Annotated in this window: 13 protein-coding genes and 1 riboswitch; of the genes, 4 read left to right on the top strand and 9 right to left on the bottom strand. The window is 64.8% G+C overall.

Annotation, left to right across the window (positions count from 1 at the left end):
- The first annotated feature begins 23 nt into the window (after nt 1-23).
- The gene (locus IEC33019_RS11525) at nt 24-497 is read left to right on the top strand and encodes a nuclear transport factor 2 family protein (protein ID WP_244509725.1); all 474 of its coding nucleotides are present in this window, start codon (nt 24-26) and stop codon (nt 495-497) included.
- On the opposite strand, the gene IEC33019_RS11520 is transcribed toward IEC33019_RS11525, so the two are convergent.
- Together IEC33019_RS11520 and nhaA are read right to left on the bottom strand one after the other, a co-directional pair.
- On the bottom strand, nt 481-1602 hold the full coding sequence (locus IEC33019_RS11520; protein WP_070091836.1) for a mechanosensitive ion channel family protein: 1122 nt from the start codon (nt 1600-1602) through the stop codon (nt 481-483). The two genes, IEC33019_RS11525 and IEC33019_RS11520, sit on opposite strands and share 17 nt — an antisense overlap.
- A gap of 117 nt (nt 1603-1719) precedes the next feature.
- Entirely contained in the window at nt 1720-2922 is a 1203-nt protein-coding gene (gene nhaA, locus IEC33019_RS11515) for a Na+/H+ antiporter NhaA (RefSeq protein ID WP_070091835.1), read from the bottom strand.
- 356 nt (nt 2923-3278) lie between these two features.
- Nucleotides 3279-3342: riboswitch (Fluoride riboswitch) on the top strand.
- 71 nt (nt 3343-3413) lie between these two features.
- On the opposite strand from nhaA, the gene crcB reads away from it, so the two are divergent.
- Entirely contained in the window at nt 3414-3791 is a 378-nt protein-coding gene (gene crcB, locus IEC33019_RS11510; RefSeq protein ID WP_070091834.1) for a fluoride efflux transporter CrcB, read from the top strand.
- 80 nt (nt 3792-3871) lie between these two features.
- Nucleotides 3872-4843 carry a helix-turn-helix transcriptional regulator gene (locus IEC33019_RS11505; RefSeq protein WP_170831751.1) on the top strand — a complete coding sequence of 324 codons (972 nt, stop codon included), beginning with the start codon at nt 3872-3874 and terminating at the stop codon, nt 4841-4843.
- Between the two features lie 136 nt (nt 4844-4979).
- Here the strand turns inward: IEC33019_RS11505 and IEC33019_RS11500 are convergent, their stop codons facing one another.
- The 7 genes from IEC33019_RS11500 to IEC33019_RS11465 form a co-directional block, all read right to left on the bottom strand.
- Entirely contained in the window at nt 4980-6896 is a 1917-nt protein-coding gene (locus IEC33019_RS11500; protein WP_070091833.1) for a tyrosine-protein phosphatase, read from the bottom strand.
- A gap of 423 nt (nt 6897-7319) precedes the next feature.
- Nucleotides 7320-7691, bottom strand: coding sequence for a RidA family protein (locus tag IEC33019_RS11490; protein WP_070091832.1), 372 nt, complete (start codon nt 7689-7691; stop codon nt 7320-7322).
- A 29-nt stretch (nt 7692-7720) separates the two neighbouring features.
- Nucleotides 7721-8416: a DUF3726 domain-containing protein gene (locus IEC33019_RS11485; RefSeq protein ID WP_070091831.1), complete on the bottom strand. Its 696-nt coding sequence runs from the start codon at nt 8414-8416 to the stop codon at nt 7721-7723.
- A gap of 2 nt (nt 8417-8418) precedes the next feature.
- The gene (locus IEC33019_RS11480; protein WP_070091830.1) at nt 8419-10113 is read right to left on the bottom strand and encodes a hypothetical protein; all 1695 of its coding nucleotides are present in this window, start codon (nt 10111-10113) and stop codon (nt 8419-8421) included.
- Between the two features lie 26 nt (nt 10114-10139).
- The gene (locus tag IEC33019_RS11475; RefSeq protein WP_070091829.1) at nt 10140-11690 is read right to left on the bottom strand and encodes a BCCT family transporter; all 1551 of its coding nucleotides are present in this window, start codon (nt 11688-11690) and stop codon (nt 10140-10142) included.
- Nucleotides 11691-11744: 54 nt separating this feature from the next.
- Entirely contained in the window at nt 11745-12731 is a 987-nt protein-coding gene (locus tag IEC33019_RS11470) for a dipeptidase (RefSeq protein ID WP_070091828.1), read from the bottom strand.
- Nucleotides 12732-12744: 13 nt separating this feature from the next.
- Nucleotides 12745-14178, bottom strand: coding sequence for an aldehyde dehydrogenase family protein (locus IEC33019_RS11465; RefSeq protein ID WP_070091827.1), 1434 nt, complete (start codon nt 14176-14178; stop codon nt 12745-12747).
- Nucleotides 14179-14273: 95 nt separating this feature from the next.
- On the opposite strand from IEC33019_RS11465, the gene IEC33019_RS11460 reads away from it, so the two are divergent.
- Nucleotides 14274-15161, top strand: coding sequence for a LysR family transcriptional regulator (locus IEC33019_RS11460; protein ID WP_070091826.1), 888 nt, complete (start codon nt 14274-14276; stop codon nt 15159-15161).
- The last annotated feature ends 60 nt before the right edge of the window (nt 15162-15221 follow it).

Genomic DNA, 15221 nt, shown 5'->3' with positions numbered 1-15221 from the left:
GCAATCACTCCATGGAGAACCTCATGCAAGACGCAATGACGCTCGAACAACGTATCGCCCGCCTCGAAGCCCTGGAGGCCATCCGCGAACTCAAGCACCGCTACCTCAACGCCTGCGACCTCAAGGACGTGGCGGCGATTCGCGACTGCTTCGCGCACGGCCCGGTGCTGATCGACTACGGCCCGCTGGGTGTCTTTCACGACCGCGAGCCTTTCCTGGCGCTGTACAGCGAGCTGGCCTGCGTGCCCCGGGTGATCGACCTGCACCATGCCGCCAATCCGCAGATCGACTACCAAGACTCGGACAACGCCCAGGCGCGCTGGGCCTTGCATTACCAGAACCGGGATGGCGAAACCGGTGTGACGCGCCAGCTCGGTGGCTTCTACCAGGACCGCTACCGGCGTGAGGCGGGCCAGTGGCGCATCGTCGAAACGGTGTTTCGCGGGCACTTCGAAGTGGTGCGTCCCAAGCCCGGGCCGATCAGTCCCTGGCCTTGAACACGCCGGCCTCGCGGCCCATCTGGTTCGAGGCCTGGGGCAGCGAGGTCACTTTGATTGCCCGCGCCGGCACGGCGAATTTGGCACCGATGCTGGCGAACTGTTCGAGCAACTGGAAGTTGATCGCCTGCTGGATGTCCATGTACAGGTTGTAGCCAGGGTCGAGCACGATGTAGACGCATTCGAACTCCAGCGACTCCTTGCCGAAACCGCGCAAGTGCGCGCGGTCGAAGCGCACCTGGTGCTGGGCCTTGATGACCTGCGCGACGATGCCCGGCGCCTTCTTCACCGCCTCGGTGGGGGTGTCGTAGGACAGGCCGAATTCGAAGACGATGCGCCGCTCCTGCAAGCGTTTGTAGTTCTGGATGGTGCTGCTGATCATGCCGGCGTTGGCCATGACGATCTGCTCGCCGCCCAGGCTGCGTATGCGCGTGGTCTTCAGGCCAATGTGCTCGACGGTGCCGGCCAGCGGCCCGATGACGATGAAGTCGCCCACCTCGAATGGCTTGTCCACGGCAATGGAAAGGGAGGCGAACAGGTCGCCGAGGATGTTCTGCACCGCCAGTGCCACGGCGATACCACCCACGCCGAGGCTGGCGACGAAGGCGGTGATGTTCACGCCCAGGTTCGACAGCATTGCCAGCAGCACCATCGACCACAGAAGCACCCGCGCGCCCCAGGCCGACAGGGTGGCCAGGGCACTGCCCTGGTAGAAGCCCTCGGCGCTGTGCCGAGCGAAGTAACGGGCAAGGCCCAGGGCGATGGCGCGGTTGGTCCACAGCCCGATCTGCAAGGCGGCGACCACGAACCACAGGCTGCCGACCCGATCCAGCCAGCGCTCGGGCAGGTCCAGCGCGCTCAGACCCACCAGCAGGGCGGCGAGCAACAACAGCACGTTGCTGGTGCCTTCCAGCACTTTGGCCAGGACTTGGGCGAAATGCCCATCGTGGGAGGACCAATGCTCGACCCGGCGTTTGACGAAGCTGATCGCCCAGCGGGCGACAAGGAAAGTGACGATGCTGACCCCCAGGGCCAGCATCAGGTTGAGCACGGAGATGCCAAAGAGCGTCGTGTTCGTCAGCGATTCGAGGAATCGTTCGTTCATCGTCGTTTGCCCTCCCAGGCAGTGATAGACACGTGCTCGTTAGAAGGGCATTGGCATTGGGGGTTGGAGCGGGTGTGGGCGGACCTCGACGAACGGTTCGCCCATTACCGTGGCGCTTCAGGCTTTGGGCTTGGGCGCGAAGCGCAGGATGGCGCAGGCGATGAGGGCCGACACCAGCGAGCCGAGCAGGATGCCGATCTTGGCCTCGTCGATACGCTCGGGCTGCCCTGGGAAGGCCAGTTCGCCGATGAACAGGCTCATGGTGAAGCCAATGCCGCAGAGCATCGCTACGCCATAGATCTGCAGCCAGCTGGCCCCACGTGGTTTGGCCGCAAGGCCGGTCTTGACCGCCAGCAACACGCCTGCGAACACCCCCAGCTGCTTGCCCAGCAGCAACCCCAGGGCGATGGCCAGCGGCAGCGGGGCGAACACATCGCTCAGGCTCAGGTGGCTGAAGGCGACCCCCGCGTTGGCAAAGCCGAAGGCCGGCACGATCAGGAACGCGACCCAAGGCGCCAGGGCGTGCTCGAGCGTGAGCAGCGGGCTGACGCTGGCTTGCTTGCCGCGGCCTGCGCTGTAGGGAATCAGCAGCGCACCGACCACGCCAGCGATGGTGGCGTGCACGCCCGACAGCAGGGTGACATACCACAGCGCTGCGACGCCCAGCAGGTATGGCCACAGCGACACCACGCGCAGGCGATTGAACGCCAGCAGCACGACGATGATCCCGCCCGCTGCGGCCAGGGCCAGCAGGCTGATCGACGAGGTGTAGAACAGCGCGATGATCGCCACGGCGCCCATGTCGTCGATGATCGCCACCGAGACCAGCATCACCTTCAGCGACAGCGGTGCGTGTCGGCCCAGCAGCGCCAATGCGCCGACGGCGAAGGCGATATCCGTGGCTGCCGGAATGGCCCAGCCGCTGGCAAGGCCCGGCTCGCTGCGCGAGACCGCCAGGTAGATCAGCGCCGGCACGGCCATGCCCATCAGGGCCGGCAATGCAGGCAGGCGGCGTTGCTCCCAGGTGGCCAGGCGGCCATCGACCAGCTCGCGCTTGATCTCAAGCCCCACCAGCAGGAAGAACACCGCCATCAATCCGTCGTTGATCCACAGGTGAACGGTCATCGGGCCGAGCTTGTCGCTGAGCGTGGGCCCTACGGGCAGGTGCAGCAGGTGTTGGTAGGCGCTGGCCCAGGGGCTGTTGGCAAGGAAGATGGCCAGGGCTGCGGTGATCATCAGCAGCACGCCGCCAGCGGCTTCGCTGGTCAGCAGGCGCTGCATCATCGACGGCCGGGCAAGGGTGGGGACAGGTGCATTCATTCGGGAGTCCTCGTTCATGACGTCACCTTCGCGAGGGCAGCGGCGCGTCGGAAGGCGGACACAGCGAAACGATGGCCCCGGGCGTTCCGGGCCACTGCAGCAAAGGATGGGAAGAAGGGAAGATGGCGCAGGGAAATTCCGGCCGAGAAAAAACGGGACGGGAAACGCCAAAAAGGTTTGGAGGCTGCATGCAACATAAAAATAGCGCTCGGAAAACAAATGAATGTTCTCCGTATTCGGGAAGGCTCCCGGGCGCACGCAGCACACGCCAGGCGCCAATTCTACGGGTGTAATTCGCTATTTTCTGTAGGAATTTACTTCAAAATGTTGCCATGGCAGCCCTTGGCACGTAGGATTTTTGGTTAGGAGATGGCATTCCTCCTTGAACCGCGCCACTGCGCTGATGATGCCTACGTTCCCCCCTATCGAAGGGTGCGTAGGCTATTGCCCGTCTCTCCATAGGGGTCACTTTTGTCCTATGGAGTTGTCCTGTGTATTTGTCTCTCTTTTCCGTGATCTTGGGTGGCAGCGCCGGCTGCGTGCTGCGTTGGGTATTGGGCCTGCGGCTCAACTCGTTGTTTTCGGGTATGCCAATGGGCACGCTGCTGGTGAACCTGATCGGTGGCTTCATCATCGGCATCGCCATGGCGGTGTTCATGAAGTGGCCCAATCTGGACCCCGCCTGGCGTCTGCTGATCACCACCGGTTTCTGCGGTGGACTCACCACCTTTTCCACCTTCAGCGCCGAAGTGGTGTCGATGCTGATGCACGGGCGTATCGGCTGGGCCATGGCCACGGTGCTGACCCACGTGCTGGGTTCGTTGTTGATGACCTTTGCCGGGGTCCTGCTGGTGCACTGGCTGGAATAAGGTGCAGGTCACGTCGCTGTCATGCCCCCTTGGTAAGGTCCAGGCGCTCTTGCGTCCAAACAACAAGCAGGTGACCCCAGGTGTATTCCGGCACGCCCCGTAAACAGATCATCCTCCGCTCCGAGGACATGCGCAGCGACACGTTCGGTGCGTTGTTCTCGCGGATGTTCGACAACCTCTATGCCGACTCGCTGGCGCTGTCGGACGACATCGTCATCAGTGGCGTGTATGGGCGTCACGAGGGCGTGAGCTTTCGCCGCATGCACTACCGAGGCGATTGCTGCATTACCTTCGGCGCCCCCCAGGACGAGATCACCTTTGTGCTGCCCAGTGCGGGCAAGGTGGTCTTCGAGCACGGCGGCGAGACGTCCGGCCGACCCGGCCTGGGCCTGGCCATCGACAAACGCTCGCTCCAGGCGCTGCGGTTTGCCGAGGACCATGCCCAGTGCGGCATGTCGATCCGCCGGGGGTTGATCACCGAACGGTTGGCGATGCTGTTGGGCCGCCCAGTGTTGCAGCCGGTGTGCTTCGAACCGGTGGTGGACTTGGGCGTCGCGGCGTTCCAAGGCATTCGCGCCTTGCTTGAGCTGGCCACCGGCAGCGAGTTCGACCAGTTGATCCACGCGGGCGTGCTGATGCCGGTGCGTTTGCAGGAAATGCTCATCGACGCGGTGCTAGAGGCCTGGCCGCACAACCACAGCGAAGCCCTGCGCCGGCCCTCGCCGCAGATCGCGCCACGTCATGTGAAGCTGGCCATGGACTACATTCGCGCCAATCCCCATAGCCTGATCAGTGGCACCGAGCTGGCAGCGCTGGTCAGCGTCAGCCTGCGGGCCCTGCAGCAGGGCTTCAAGCGGTTCGTGGGAGCTTCGATCGTCGATTATCAACGTCAGGTACGCCTGGAACGGGCCTATGAAGCCTTGGCACGCGGGGAGTTCGGCTCGGTGTCGGAGGTGGCGTTGCGTCATGGGTTCAGCAACGCCGGGCGGTTTTCGCAGTACTTCCAGCAGGCCTATGGCGTGAGCCCCGCCCAGGTGCGACGAAGGTTGTAAGTCCCGTTGGCCTATTCGCGGGTAAACCCGCTCTCCTACAGGTTTTACGCTGCTTTCAAAAGCACTGCTGTACCTGTAGGAGCGAGTTTACCCGCGAAGAAGGCACCACCGAGCAAGACAGTTGCCCCCCAGGGCGTCAGAACGCGTAGCTGGCTTTCAGGCTACCGCTCACCCCATGGCTGTCACCCCCGCCCATGGCCGCCACTTCACCCCCCACGCTGAACGCGCCCAGGTTGGCCATGAGGTTGACCCCGCCGGTGAACTGGTCGCGGTTGTCGAAGGCCGCGCGTTGTTCGATATCCAGCCCCAGCAGATGAGCTTCGCTGTCGACCTGATGGTCGCCCAGCACATGCTCATAGCCCGCCGAGAAGCCTGGCACCAGCTGCCAACCGCTGTCTAACCGCGTTGGCGCCAAGTTGACCTGCAGGTTGGCAAAGGCGCTGCGTCGGGTCTGCTGGATGCCGTCGACGTCCAGGGCCAGCTCGCTGCCTTTTTCAGTGAACCCCGACAGGTCCACATGACTGACCCGCATGCCCAGGCTTGGCTCCAGCACCATGGCGCCGCTGTTCAGGCGATAGCCCAACGCAACGCTTGCCCCGGTCAGGTTACCGTGGCTGTCGCCCTTGGCCCGGCCCAGGCCGCCGCCCAGGTCGCGTTTGCTTTCATAGTCGAACCAGCCGGCGCTGGCCTTGGCATCGATGAACAGCCCTTGCTCCAGGCTGCCAGGGGCATAGCGGGCGCCCGCACTGAGGAAGGTCAGATCGGTGTCTGCCTCGCCACCCGCGCCGCCGACGTTGCCGTTGCTGTAGCCGAAGCCTGCATGGGCGCTGAGCTGTTCGGAAAAACGCTGGGTCACGCCGATCATCAGGCCTTGGCTGTGTTCGTTGCTGCTCTGGGCATGGGACGAGCCGTCGGTGCCCACATAGCCGGCCAACGCTGTGCTCCACAGGCGCGACTGGCCGGGCTTGAGGTCCGTGCCGCTGGCGAAAGGCGCCGTTGCCTGGTCGATCATCGCGTCCTGGCGCAGCAGGTAGCTGGCCGCGTCCGCATGCACCTGGCCGCCGACGGTGGACTCCACGCCTCCCAGGGTGCCGGCGTCGATGGCCGACTGCAGGTAGTAGTTGTAGGCGCTGTAGGTGCCCGAGAGCGGGCTGTCCTGCAGATCCTGCAACAGTCGAGCGCCGGCGGCGGCGTTGCCTTGCAGGCCGGCCTGGCCGGGCAGGCTGTTGTAGCGGACCATCTTGCCGCGCAGCACGTAGATTGTTTCCTGGGACAGGCCTAGGCCCTGTTTGAGGTAGTTGTCCATGGTGCCGTAGCGCGCCTTGACCTCATCGAGTCCGGCCTGCAGGTAGCTTTCGTCCACGCCGATCATCGGCCCATAGATGGCGGCCAGGTTCGGCGGCAGGGATGCCAGCGTCGCGGCGATGCGGTCGGCCGTGTAGTCGTTGGTGGCCAGGTAATTGGCCATGATGGTGGCGTCGTCTACGCCAGCGATGCTTTGCAGTACCGCGGCGGTCCAGCCGGTGCGGTCCTTGCCGGCGGTGCAATGGAACAGCGTCGCGCCTTCGGCACCGGCCAGTTCGTTGAACAGCACGGTGTACTGGCTGCGCATGCCCGCGTCATAGACGAAGGCGCGGTTGGTCTCCTTCATCATGGCGATCGCCTCGTTGGCGTTGTGGAACGTGGTGTTGGTGATGTCCACCCCCGAGGTGGTGGCGCCGATGATGTCGATGTTCTGGTAGCTCATGCCTGGCGCCAGGCGGTCAGGCGTGGCGGCGATCTCGTTGGGGGTGCGCAGGTCGAATACCTTGCCGATGTTCAGGCTGGTGAGCGTGGCCATGTCCGCGTCGGTCGGGGTCACGGCGTTGGTGCGGTAGAACACCCCGGCGCGCATGGTGCCGTTGTGGGCGGTGCTGTACGCGGTGGTTGTGCCGGCAATGTCGCGGAAGTTGTCCATGCCCGCCAGGCGCGGGGTGTTGAGCGCATCGGCGCCTTGGGCGGCGGAAACGGCGAGGGTGAGCAGGGACAGGGAACACAGGACGCGTGGATACACGGGGCTAGCCTCGTTGTTGTGGAGTGGCTAGCAACTATTAGCGCGATCGTTGGGCCGCGATATTGCACAGGCCCCTGTCAACGACGATGAGTGCGCGATCGGTCCGAGAGGTGCGCGATCTGTCTATCGAAGCCTTCTTGCCGCTGGTCAGCCGTGCTCCGCCGGGAGTGCGCCGCTCTCACGACTTGCGCCATCCCTGTGGGAGCGGGTTCACCCGCGAACACCGGCAAAGCCGGTGCCATCCACCGTGCAGTCTGCTTCGCGGGTAAACCCCACGAAGCAAGCTGCGCCAAGGCTTGTATGTACACGGCTGAAAAGTGTTGAGGAACACCCGCCGAAGGCGATTCGAGCGTGTCCAGCCCCCTGGAATCTCCCACCGGGATCGCACCGCCTCAAGGCTTGCGTATCACCATGCAGGCGGGTTTACACGCAGGCGTAGACCACCAGTTCCACCAGCATTTCCTCCCGGGCCAAACCGGCCACCACCACGGCCGCGCGGTTGGGGTAGGGCGCCTGGAAGTAGTCGGTGTACAGGCTGTTGACCGTGGCCAGGTAGCTGCGGTCGGTGACATAGATCAGCACTTGGGTCACCGCGTCCAGCGAGCTGCCGGCCGCTTCCAGGGTGTGACGCAGGTTGTCCAGGGTCTGGCGGGTCTGGGCCTCGATGCCGCCAGGGACCACCTGGCCCTGGGCGTCGATCGGGATCTGCGCGGTGTACAGCGTGCCGTTGCCGACGACGGCCCATTCCAGCGGGGCCTTGGAGGCAAACAGCTGGGTCTTGATCGCATGTTTCATGAGGTGGGTTCCTAATGTCCGCAAGAGGTTCAGTCGGCGTCGCTGCCGCCGCCCGCGCCATGGCGGCGGGAGGCTTCGGTGCTTTCGACGAGGATGTGATCGGCCATCTGCTTGAGCCGTCGCCAGGTGTGCTCGCTGACGGTGAAGCCTTGGTTGAGAAGGCTGTGCGTCGCGGCGACCGGCGCGATGGCCTGGGCCGGTCGGCTGAACAGCACGGTAATGCTCTGCTCGATGGCCTCCCCGGCGCCGGGGGGGGCGTCGCTGTGCAGTTGAGGGTGGTTGGCGCCAGCGGCGAAGCTGGCCGCATGGCGCTGACGGGCATCGTCCCAGCGGGCCTGGACCTGCAGCCCCAGCTCGGCTGCCCGGCTCAGGTAGCCCAGCAACAGCAAGCGGTTGTGGCAATGGTGGATGCGCAGCACCGCCTGACCGCTGCGCAGGGCCTTGCCCAGCGCCAGCTCCACCACGGTCGCGGCGCAGCGCAGCACGCTCTGGCCCTTGGCATCGATCACCAGCAGGGCGCTGTCTTCATAGCACAGGGTGAACGGCTGCTCGGCTTCGCTTTGCAGGTAGTCCAGAGCCTTTTCCAATGTGCCGACGCCGTCCAGCCCTTGCAGGTGCAACCAGCCCACCAACTCGGCGGCGTCCTCGCAGTCGCCAGCGGCAAAGCCCATGCCTTCGAAGGCCTTGCGGCACATCACCTGGATTTCGTTGAGCGATACGCGCATGGTCACAGCCCTCCCTGCGGCATCACCGCGAAGTTCCAGTCGTCCTCGAACGGCTGGCCGATGTCGCTGACCAGCGGCGCGCCCTGGAACAGCGTGATGCGCACCCAGCGGCTGGACTTCGGGTCGAACTTGCCCGCGCCGAAGAACGCCAGTTTGCAGCGCAGCAGGTGGATCGGCAGCATGTCCTGGGCCAGCAGGTTGGCGCGGATCTCGCCATAGGCGCTTTGCGCCATGCCCTGCAGGCGGCGCACGGTGCCTTTGAACGCCGGTTGGGCGATGAGAAAGTGCGCGGTCAGGGCCTGGGGCTGCTCGCGCAGATGCTGGAGCAGCGCCGCATGGCAACGCTGGATATTGCGGGCGATGCCCAGTTGCATCTCTTTTTCGGCGCCCGGCTCCTCGGCGCGCATGCCCAGGCGCGGTTCTTCTTTTTCGGCCGAGCGGTACCAGAAGAAGTGCTCGGCTTCGACGTGGCCGAAGTCGTAGGTCAGGGCCCAGGCGAATTGCCGCTCGATGAGTTCACGCAGCTGTGCAAGGGGCATCTGGGCATCCAGGCGCAGGCCTTCGACCACACCCATCTGCTCAGCCAGCGGCGTGACCTGATCGGGGTACAGCTCCAGCAGCAGGCTCACCAGCAACTCCTGGCAACCCAACCCAGTGTGGGCTTCGCTCCAGGCCTGCAGGCGCGGCCAGAGGTCGTCGCCTGCAGGCTGGCCGCCGAGCCAATCGCCCAACGCCGACAGCTCGGCGAGGGTGCGCAGGTTCTGTTCATGCTGGCGCACATCTTCGGTCTGGGTCTGGCTCAGGTGCAGGTGGGCGCGGGTCAGCAACCCTTGCAGGCGTGCCAGGTGCGTGGGCTCGGCTGGCTGGGCCAGAACCTGTGCCAGGGCGGTTTCCCGCGTGCTGATCCAGCGCTCCACCAACTGCGGGTGATTGATCAGGAACGGCGCCATGCCCAGCCCGGTGGCATTGCCGACGCCCAGGTAGCGTTGCAGCGCCGGGGCCAGCGGAACTGCCCGTTGTGGGTTGAGCGCGCGGGCCATGTGTTCGATCTGCTCGATGCTGAAATGGCGCAGCAGATAGACCGTGAACATCTGCGCGCTGAACGGCTGGTTGAAGTCCGGGTTGCCTTGCAGGCAGCCGAAATCCGCGATGCCGAACTTGCCATTGCCGTACACGGCGGTGGTGCGATAGAGGTAGCCGACTTCGGCCAGTTGATGCGGGTCGGGCTGCTGACCTTCGGCCAGCGCCGCCAGGAACCGGTCGAAGTTGCGCAGGCTGCGGTTGGCCCGGGACAACACCAGCACGCGGGCATCGAAGCGCCCGGCCTCCTGCAACGGCACATTGCACGCCAGGTCCGCCAGTTGCGCCGCGTCGACGTCGCCCGCCACCAGCACGAAGGTGACATCCCACTGGTCGGCGATCACCCGGTCGCTGCGTTTTTCCGGCGGCAGGTAGGCCGAGAAGATCACGCAGTGGTAATGGGCGTTCGGCGTATCGATGCGGTAGATGGCGGTGCCGAAGCCTTCGCCATCGAGGTCGAAGCGGCTGCGCTGGATCTGCCAGCGCTGGTTCATCATCCGCCGCATGCTGCTGCGCACGAAGCTCAGCGGGCTCTGGAAGTGGCTGCCCAGCCGGGCCAGGTCCATGACCTGGTCGGCAGGGCGCAGCGCGGGGGTGGCAAGCACGGTGTTGGACATTGTTGTCGTACCTGGATGCATCATGTTCAGACGCCTTGTTCGCGGGCCATGTGCCGGGCGATGCGCACCGCATCCCACAATGCTGGCAGGATCACCAGCGACACCGGCACCGCGGTGATCACAATGAAGGACTGCAGGGCCGTCACGCCGCCCGCGCCGATGGTGATCAGCACCACCGCCGCCAGGCCCATGCCGATGGCCCAGAAGCCGCACAGCCATTTCTTCGGTTTATCGTTGCTGGACATCGCCAGCGCCACGGTGAAGGCCATGGCATCGCCGTTGGTGGCCACCGAGATGAAACTCAGGAACAGGAACAGCGCGCTGATCAAACCGCCCAGCGGCAGGTTCTGTGTCACGCCCAGCAGCAGGTCCTCGGGTTGGGCACCATGGGCAGTGACGATGCCTGGGGTCTGCAGCTCCAGGCCAATACCGGTGCCACCGACCACGGTGAACCAGAACATGGTCACCAGCGGCGCGATGATCGACAGCGTCATGATGATCTCGCGGATGGTGCGGCCCCGCGAGATCCGCGCGACGTACAGCGCCACCATCGGGGCATAGCCAATGAACCAGCCCCAGTAGAACACCGTCCACCAGTCCAGCCATTTGGGGTCTGCGCGGAACATCGTCATCGGGATGAAGTGCTCCACGTGCAAGGCGAAGGCCTGCGGGAAGCCGCCGAGGATGAACAGCGTCGGACCGAACACCACCATGAACACAGCCAGGCCGATCATCAACCAGACGTTGATCTCGCTGACGAAGCGGATGCCCTTGAGCCCCACCAGGCAGGAGACGGTGTACATCGCCGTGACCAGCACGATGGTGACCGACTGGGTGACGATGCCGTTGGGCACACCCCACACCGCATGCAGAGCACTGCTGATCTGCAGGCCCAAGAAGCCGATCGGGCCGATGGTGCCGGCGACCACTGCGATGATCGAAGTGGCATCGGCCAGGGTGCCGATCGGGCCCTTGAGCGCGCGCTCGCCGAACAGCGGGTAGAGCAGGGTGCGCGGTGCCAGGGGCAGGCCCTTGTCGTAGTGCAGGTGCATCAGCACGATCGCCAGCAGGCTGCCGAGCACCGCCCAGGCTAGGAAGCCCCAGTGCACGAAGGACTGCGCCAGCGCCGTAGTGGCCGCTGCTTCGCTGTGCGGTTGCAGGCCTGCGAACAGAGGTGGGGGGCTGGCAAAGTGCATCAGCGGCTCGGCAGCAGCCCAGAAGGCGCCGCCGCCGGCGAGCAGGGCGCACATGATCACGGCGATCCAGTTGAAGGTGCTGATGTCCGGGCGTTGGGTCACGCCGCCCAGACGTACGCGCCCGCACTTGGAAAAGCCAATGGCCAGACTGACCAAGAAGGTCGCCAGCATCAGCACCTGCCAGTACAGGCCAAAGGCCTTGGTCGACCAGGCGAAGAGGGTGTTGACCAGGGCCGACACCGCATCGATGTCGATCAATGCTGCCAACAGGAATGCGCCGAGAAAGCCGCCGCTGATCAGAAACAACGGCCAGTCGATGTCCCGCGACAGCGGCAGGCGCAGGGTCTGGTCGTCAGCCGGCAGGGTGGTTGGGTTTTTCATTTAGCCTCCGGAACCTGTGATTGTTTTTTTTGTAAGGCTGTCCGTGCGAGGGGCTCAGGCCTGCGCCGTGGTGGCGGTCTCCAGCAGACGCAACCAGTTCAGCCCCATGATCTTGGCCACGTCGTCTTCGGCAAAGCCACGGGCACGCAGGCCCTGGGCAATGTTGGGGAAGTCGCGGCTGTCGCGGAACCACTGCAACGGCGCTGGCCAGTTGGCGTTGTCCTTGGAGCCTTCGCCGTAGTCCTTCTCCTTGCTCCAGCGGCCGTTGCGCATCCATTCGAGCACCGACAGCGGCTGTGCCTGGCACAGGTCGGTGCCGATGCCGATGTGCTCGACGCCCATCAGGTCGGCGGTGCGCGCGACCATGTCGCAGAAGCTCTCCAGGGAGCAGTCCGAAGCGCCCTTGAGGTGGAACGGGTAGGTGCTAAAGCCCAGCAGCCCACCGGACTCGGCGATCCCGCGCAGCACCGCGTCGGACTTGTTGCGCTTGGCGGCATGGAAGCTCGACGGGTTGGCGTGGGAGATGATCACTGGCCGGGTCGATAGCTCGATGGCCTCCAGCGTGCTGCGTTCGGCGCTGTGGGACATGTCGATCAACATGCCGACGCGGTTCATCTCGGCGATCACCTGGCGGCCGAAGCGGCTGATGCCGTTGTCTTCGCGCTCATAGCAACCGCTGGCCAGCAGGCTCTGGTTGTTGTAGGTCAACTGCATGACGAACACCCCGAGCTGGCGGAAGACCTCCACCAAGGCGATGTCGTCCTCGATCGGCGAGCAGTTCTGGAAGCCGAAGAAGATCCCCACCCGGCCTTCCTCATGGGCCAGGCGAATGTCGCTGGCCGAGCGCACCGGGCGGATCAGTTCGGGCCAGGTCTCGAAGCGGCGGTTCCACTCACCCAGGCGCGACAGAGTCTCGCGGGCGTTCTCGTGGTAGGCGATGGTGGCGTGCACCGCGCTCAGGCCGCCGGCCTGCATTTGCTGGAATATATCCGGGCTCCAGTTGGAGTACTGCAGGCCGTCGATCATCAAGAGGTCGTGCATGGCGCGTATTCCTTCAGGGCCGCAGGTAGGTGGTCTTGACCACGGTGTAGAAATCGCGGGCGTACTGGCCTTGTTCGCGCGGGCCGAAGCTTGAGGCTTTGCGACCGCCGAACGGCACGTGGTAGTCGGTGCCGGCGGTGGGCAGGTTGACCATCACGCAGCCGGTCTGGGCACGGCGCTTGAACTCGCTGGCGTGGCGCAGCGACTGGGTGATGATGCCGGCGGTAAGGCCGTACTGAGTGTCGTTGAGTGTGGTCAAGGCCTCTTCGAAGTCGCGCACGCGGATCACGCAGGCGATGGGGCCAAAGACTTCTTCGCGGTTGATGCGCATGTCGTTGCGGCTGTCGATGAACAGTGCCGGGCGCATGTAGTAGCCGTCGGTGTCCAGCTGCAGGCGTTCGCCGCCTTCGATCAAGGTGGCGCCTTCGGCCTGGGCCAGTTGCAGGTATTCCAGGTTCTGTTCCAGCTGGCGCGCATTGGCCACCGGGCCGATCTGCACGCCGGCCTGCAGGGCATGGCCGACCTTGAGCTGGCGCATGCGCAGGCGCAAGGCCTCGACGAAGCGGTCGTGGATGGCGTCGCAGACGATCAGCCGCGAGGACGCCGTGCATTTCTGTCCGGTGCCGAAGAAGGCGCCGTTGAGGGCGCAGTCCACTGCCAGGTCCAGGTCGGCATCGTCCATCACCACCAGGGCGTTCTTGCTGCCCATTTCCAGTTGGCAGCGCACCAGGTTGCTGGCGGTGGCGACCGCGACGCGTCGGCCGGTTTCCAGGGAGCCGGTGAAGGTCAGGGCGTCGATGTCGGCCGAGTTGACCAAGGTTTCGCCGACGCTGGCACCGCTACCCATGACCAGGTTGAAAGTGCCGGCTGGCAGCGCCTGACGGCTGATGATCTCGGTCAGGGCCCAGGCGCTGGCCGGGACCAGGTTGGCGGGTTTGAACACCACGGCATTGCCGAAGGCCAGGGCCGGGGCGATCTTCCAGGCCGCGGTGGCCATGGGGAAGTTCCAAGGCGTGATGATGCCCACCACGCCCACCGGCTCGCGGTGCACTTCGATGTCGATGCCCGCACGCACAGAGGCGGCGGTCTCGCCCATCTGGCGCAGCACTTCGGCGGCGTAATAGTGGAAGAACTGGCCGCTGCGGTTGACCTCGCCGATGCCTTCGGCCAGGGGTTTGCCTTCTTCGCGCGAGAGCAGCTCGCCGAGTGCTTCTTTGCGGGCGATCAGCTCGTCGCCGATGGCCATCAGCACCTGCTGGCGGGCCTCAAGGCCCGAGGCAGCCCACTGCGGTTGCGCGGCGCGGGCGGCCTGGATGGCCTGGCGGGTCTGCTCGGCGCTGGCCTGGTGGTACTCGCCGATCAGGTCGCGGGTATCCGAGGGGCTGTGGTTGCCCAGGGTGGCCTGGCCTTCGCACCACTGGCCATCGATGTAGTTCTTGTACGTCATGGATGAAAGCCTCCGTTTGCCTGGCTCTCATCTTGCGAGCAATATGCAGCAAATAAAAATTAATAAAAAAAATGCTTTGATAAGGATCGCTAACCATGCTGCCCGAACTGAAGATCGCCCAACTGCGTTATTTCGTGCTGGTCGCCGAACTCAAGAGCTTCCACGCCGCCGCGCGTCAGGCGTTTCGCACTCAGCCGGCGATCTCGCTGGCAGTGCGGGAGCTGGAACAGAAACTGGGCCAGGCCCTGGTCGAGAAGGGCGGTGGCCGGGTGGAACTGACACCATTCGGTGAGCATTGCCTGCCGCTGTTTCGCGGCTTGATCGAGCACCACGACCGTATTGCCCGCGAAGCCACCCTGCTGGCCCGGCATGAGATTGGCCAGGTCAGCATCGCCACCGTGCCCTCGGTGGCCAGCCGTTTGCTGCCAGGGCCGTTGGCGCGGTTCGTGGCCGAGCACCCGAACGTGCAGGTCAGCATCCAGGACGGGACCGCTGAAAGTGTCCAGCAGCTGCTGGCCAGAGGGCAGGTGGATTTCGGCATCAGCAGCCTGTGGATGGAGGATGAGCAGATCGCGTTCGCGCCCATCGCCCATGACCAGGTGGGCGTGGTGTGCCGGGCCGATCATCCGCTGGTGCAGGTGGGCGAGGCCCTGCACTGGTCGCAATTGCAGGGCCTGCCGATGATCGGCAACGGCACCTCGCGGCTGCTCGAAGGCACGGACGCAGCGTGCTTGCTGGAGCACAGCCGGTTGTTCGTCTCCAACATGATTTCGTTGATCGCGATGCTGGAAGAAGGGGTAGGGATCAGCACCTTGCCGTACCTGGCGTTTCCGCTGGAAAACGAGAAACTCGCCTTCCTGCCGTTGGCCGCGCCCAAGGTAGAGCGCCAGATCGGCATGCTGACCCGCAAGGGGCGTAGCCTGTCACCGGCAGCGGGGGCGCTGATGGCGTTCTTGCGGGCGCAGTTGCCGAGCACTGAATGAAGGCCTGTGGGCGTGCACCGCTGACAGATGTTGCACGGCCTGTGTGGGAGCGAGCTCCCC

Origin of the sequence: Pseudomonas putida (genome assembly GCF_002741075.1) — a bacterium.
Lineage (GTDB): Bacteria > Pseudomonadota > Gammaproteobacteria > Pseudomonadales > Pseudomonadaceae > Aquipseudomonas > Aquipseudomonas putida_T.
This window is presented reverse-complemented; position numbering and strand designations above follow the sequence as displayed.

Excerpts from the sequence above, each read along its gene's own strand:
- IEC33019_RS11470 (WP_070091828.1), bottom strand. The coding sequence starts at position 12,731 with ATGCACGACCTCTTGATGATCGACGGCCTGCAGTACTCCAACTGGAGC.
- IEC33019_RS11520 (WP_070091836.1), bottom strand. The coding sequence starts at position 1,602 with ATGAACGAACGATTCCTCGAATCGCTGACGAACACGACGCTCTTTGGC.
- IEC33019_RS11485 (WP_070091831.1), bottom strand. The coding sequence starts at position 8,416 with ATGCGCGTATCGCTCAACGAAATCCAGGTGATGTGCCGCAAGGCCTTC.
- IEC33019_RS11490 (WP_070091832.1), bottom strand. The coding sequence starts at position 7,691 with ATGAAACATGCGATCAAGACCCAGCTGTTTGCCTCCAAGGCCCCGCTG.
- IEC33019_RS11475 (WP_070091829.1), bottom strand. The coding sequence starts at position 11,690 with ATGAAAAACCCAACCACCCTGCCGGCTGACGACCAGACCCTGCGCCTG.
- IEC33019_RS11465 (WP_070091827.1), bottom strand. The coding sequence starts at position 14,178 with ATGACGTACAAGAACTACATCGATGGCCAGTGGTGCGAAGGCCAGGCC.
- IEC33019_RS11460 (WP_070091826.1), top strand. The coding sequence starts at position 14,274 with ATGCTGCCCGAACTGAAGATCGCCCAACTGCGTTATTTCGTGCTGGTC.
- IEC33019_RS11525 (WP_244509725.1), top strand. The coding sequence starts at position 24 with ATGCAAGACGCAATGACGCTCGAACAACGTATCGCCCGCCTCGAAGCC.
- IEC33019_RS11480 (WP_070091830.1), bottom strand. The coding sequence starts at position 10,113 with ATGTCCAACACCGTGCTTGCCACCCCCGCGCTGCGCCCTGCCGACCAG.
- nhaA (WP_070091835.1), bottom strand. The coding sequence starts at position 2,922 with ATGAATGCACCTGTCCCCACCCTTGCCCGGCCGTCGATGATGCAGCGC.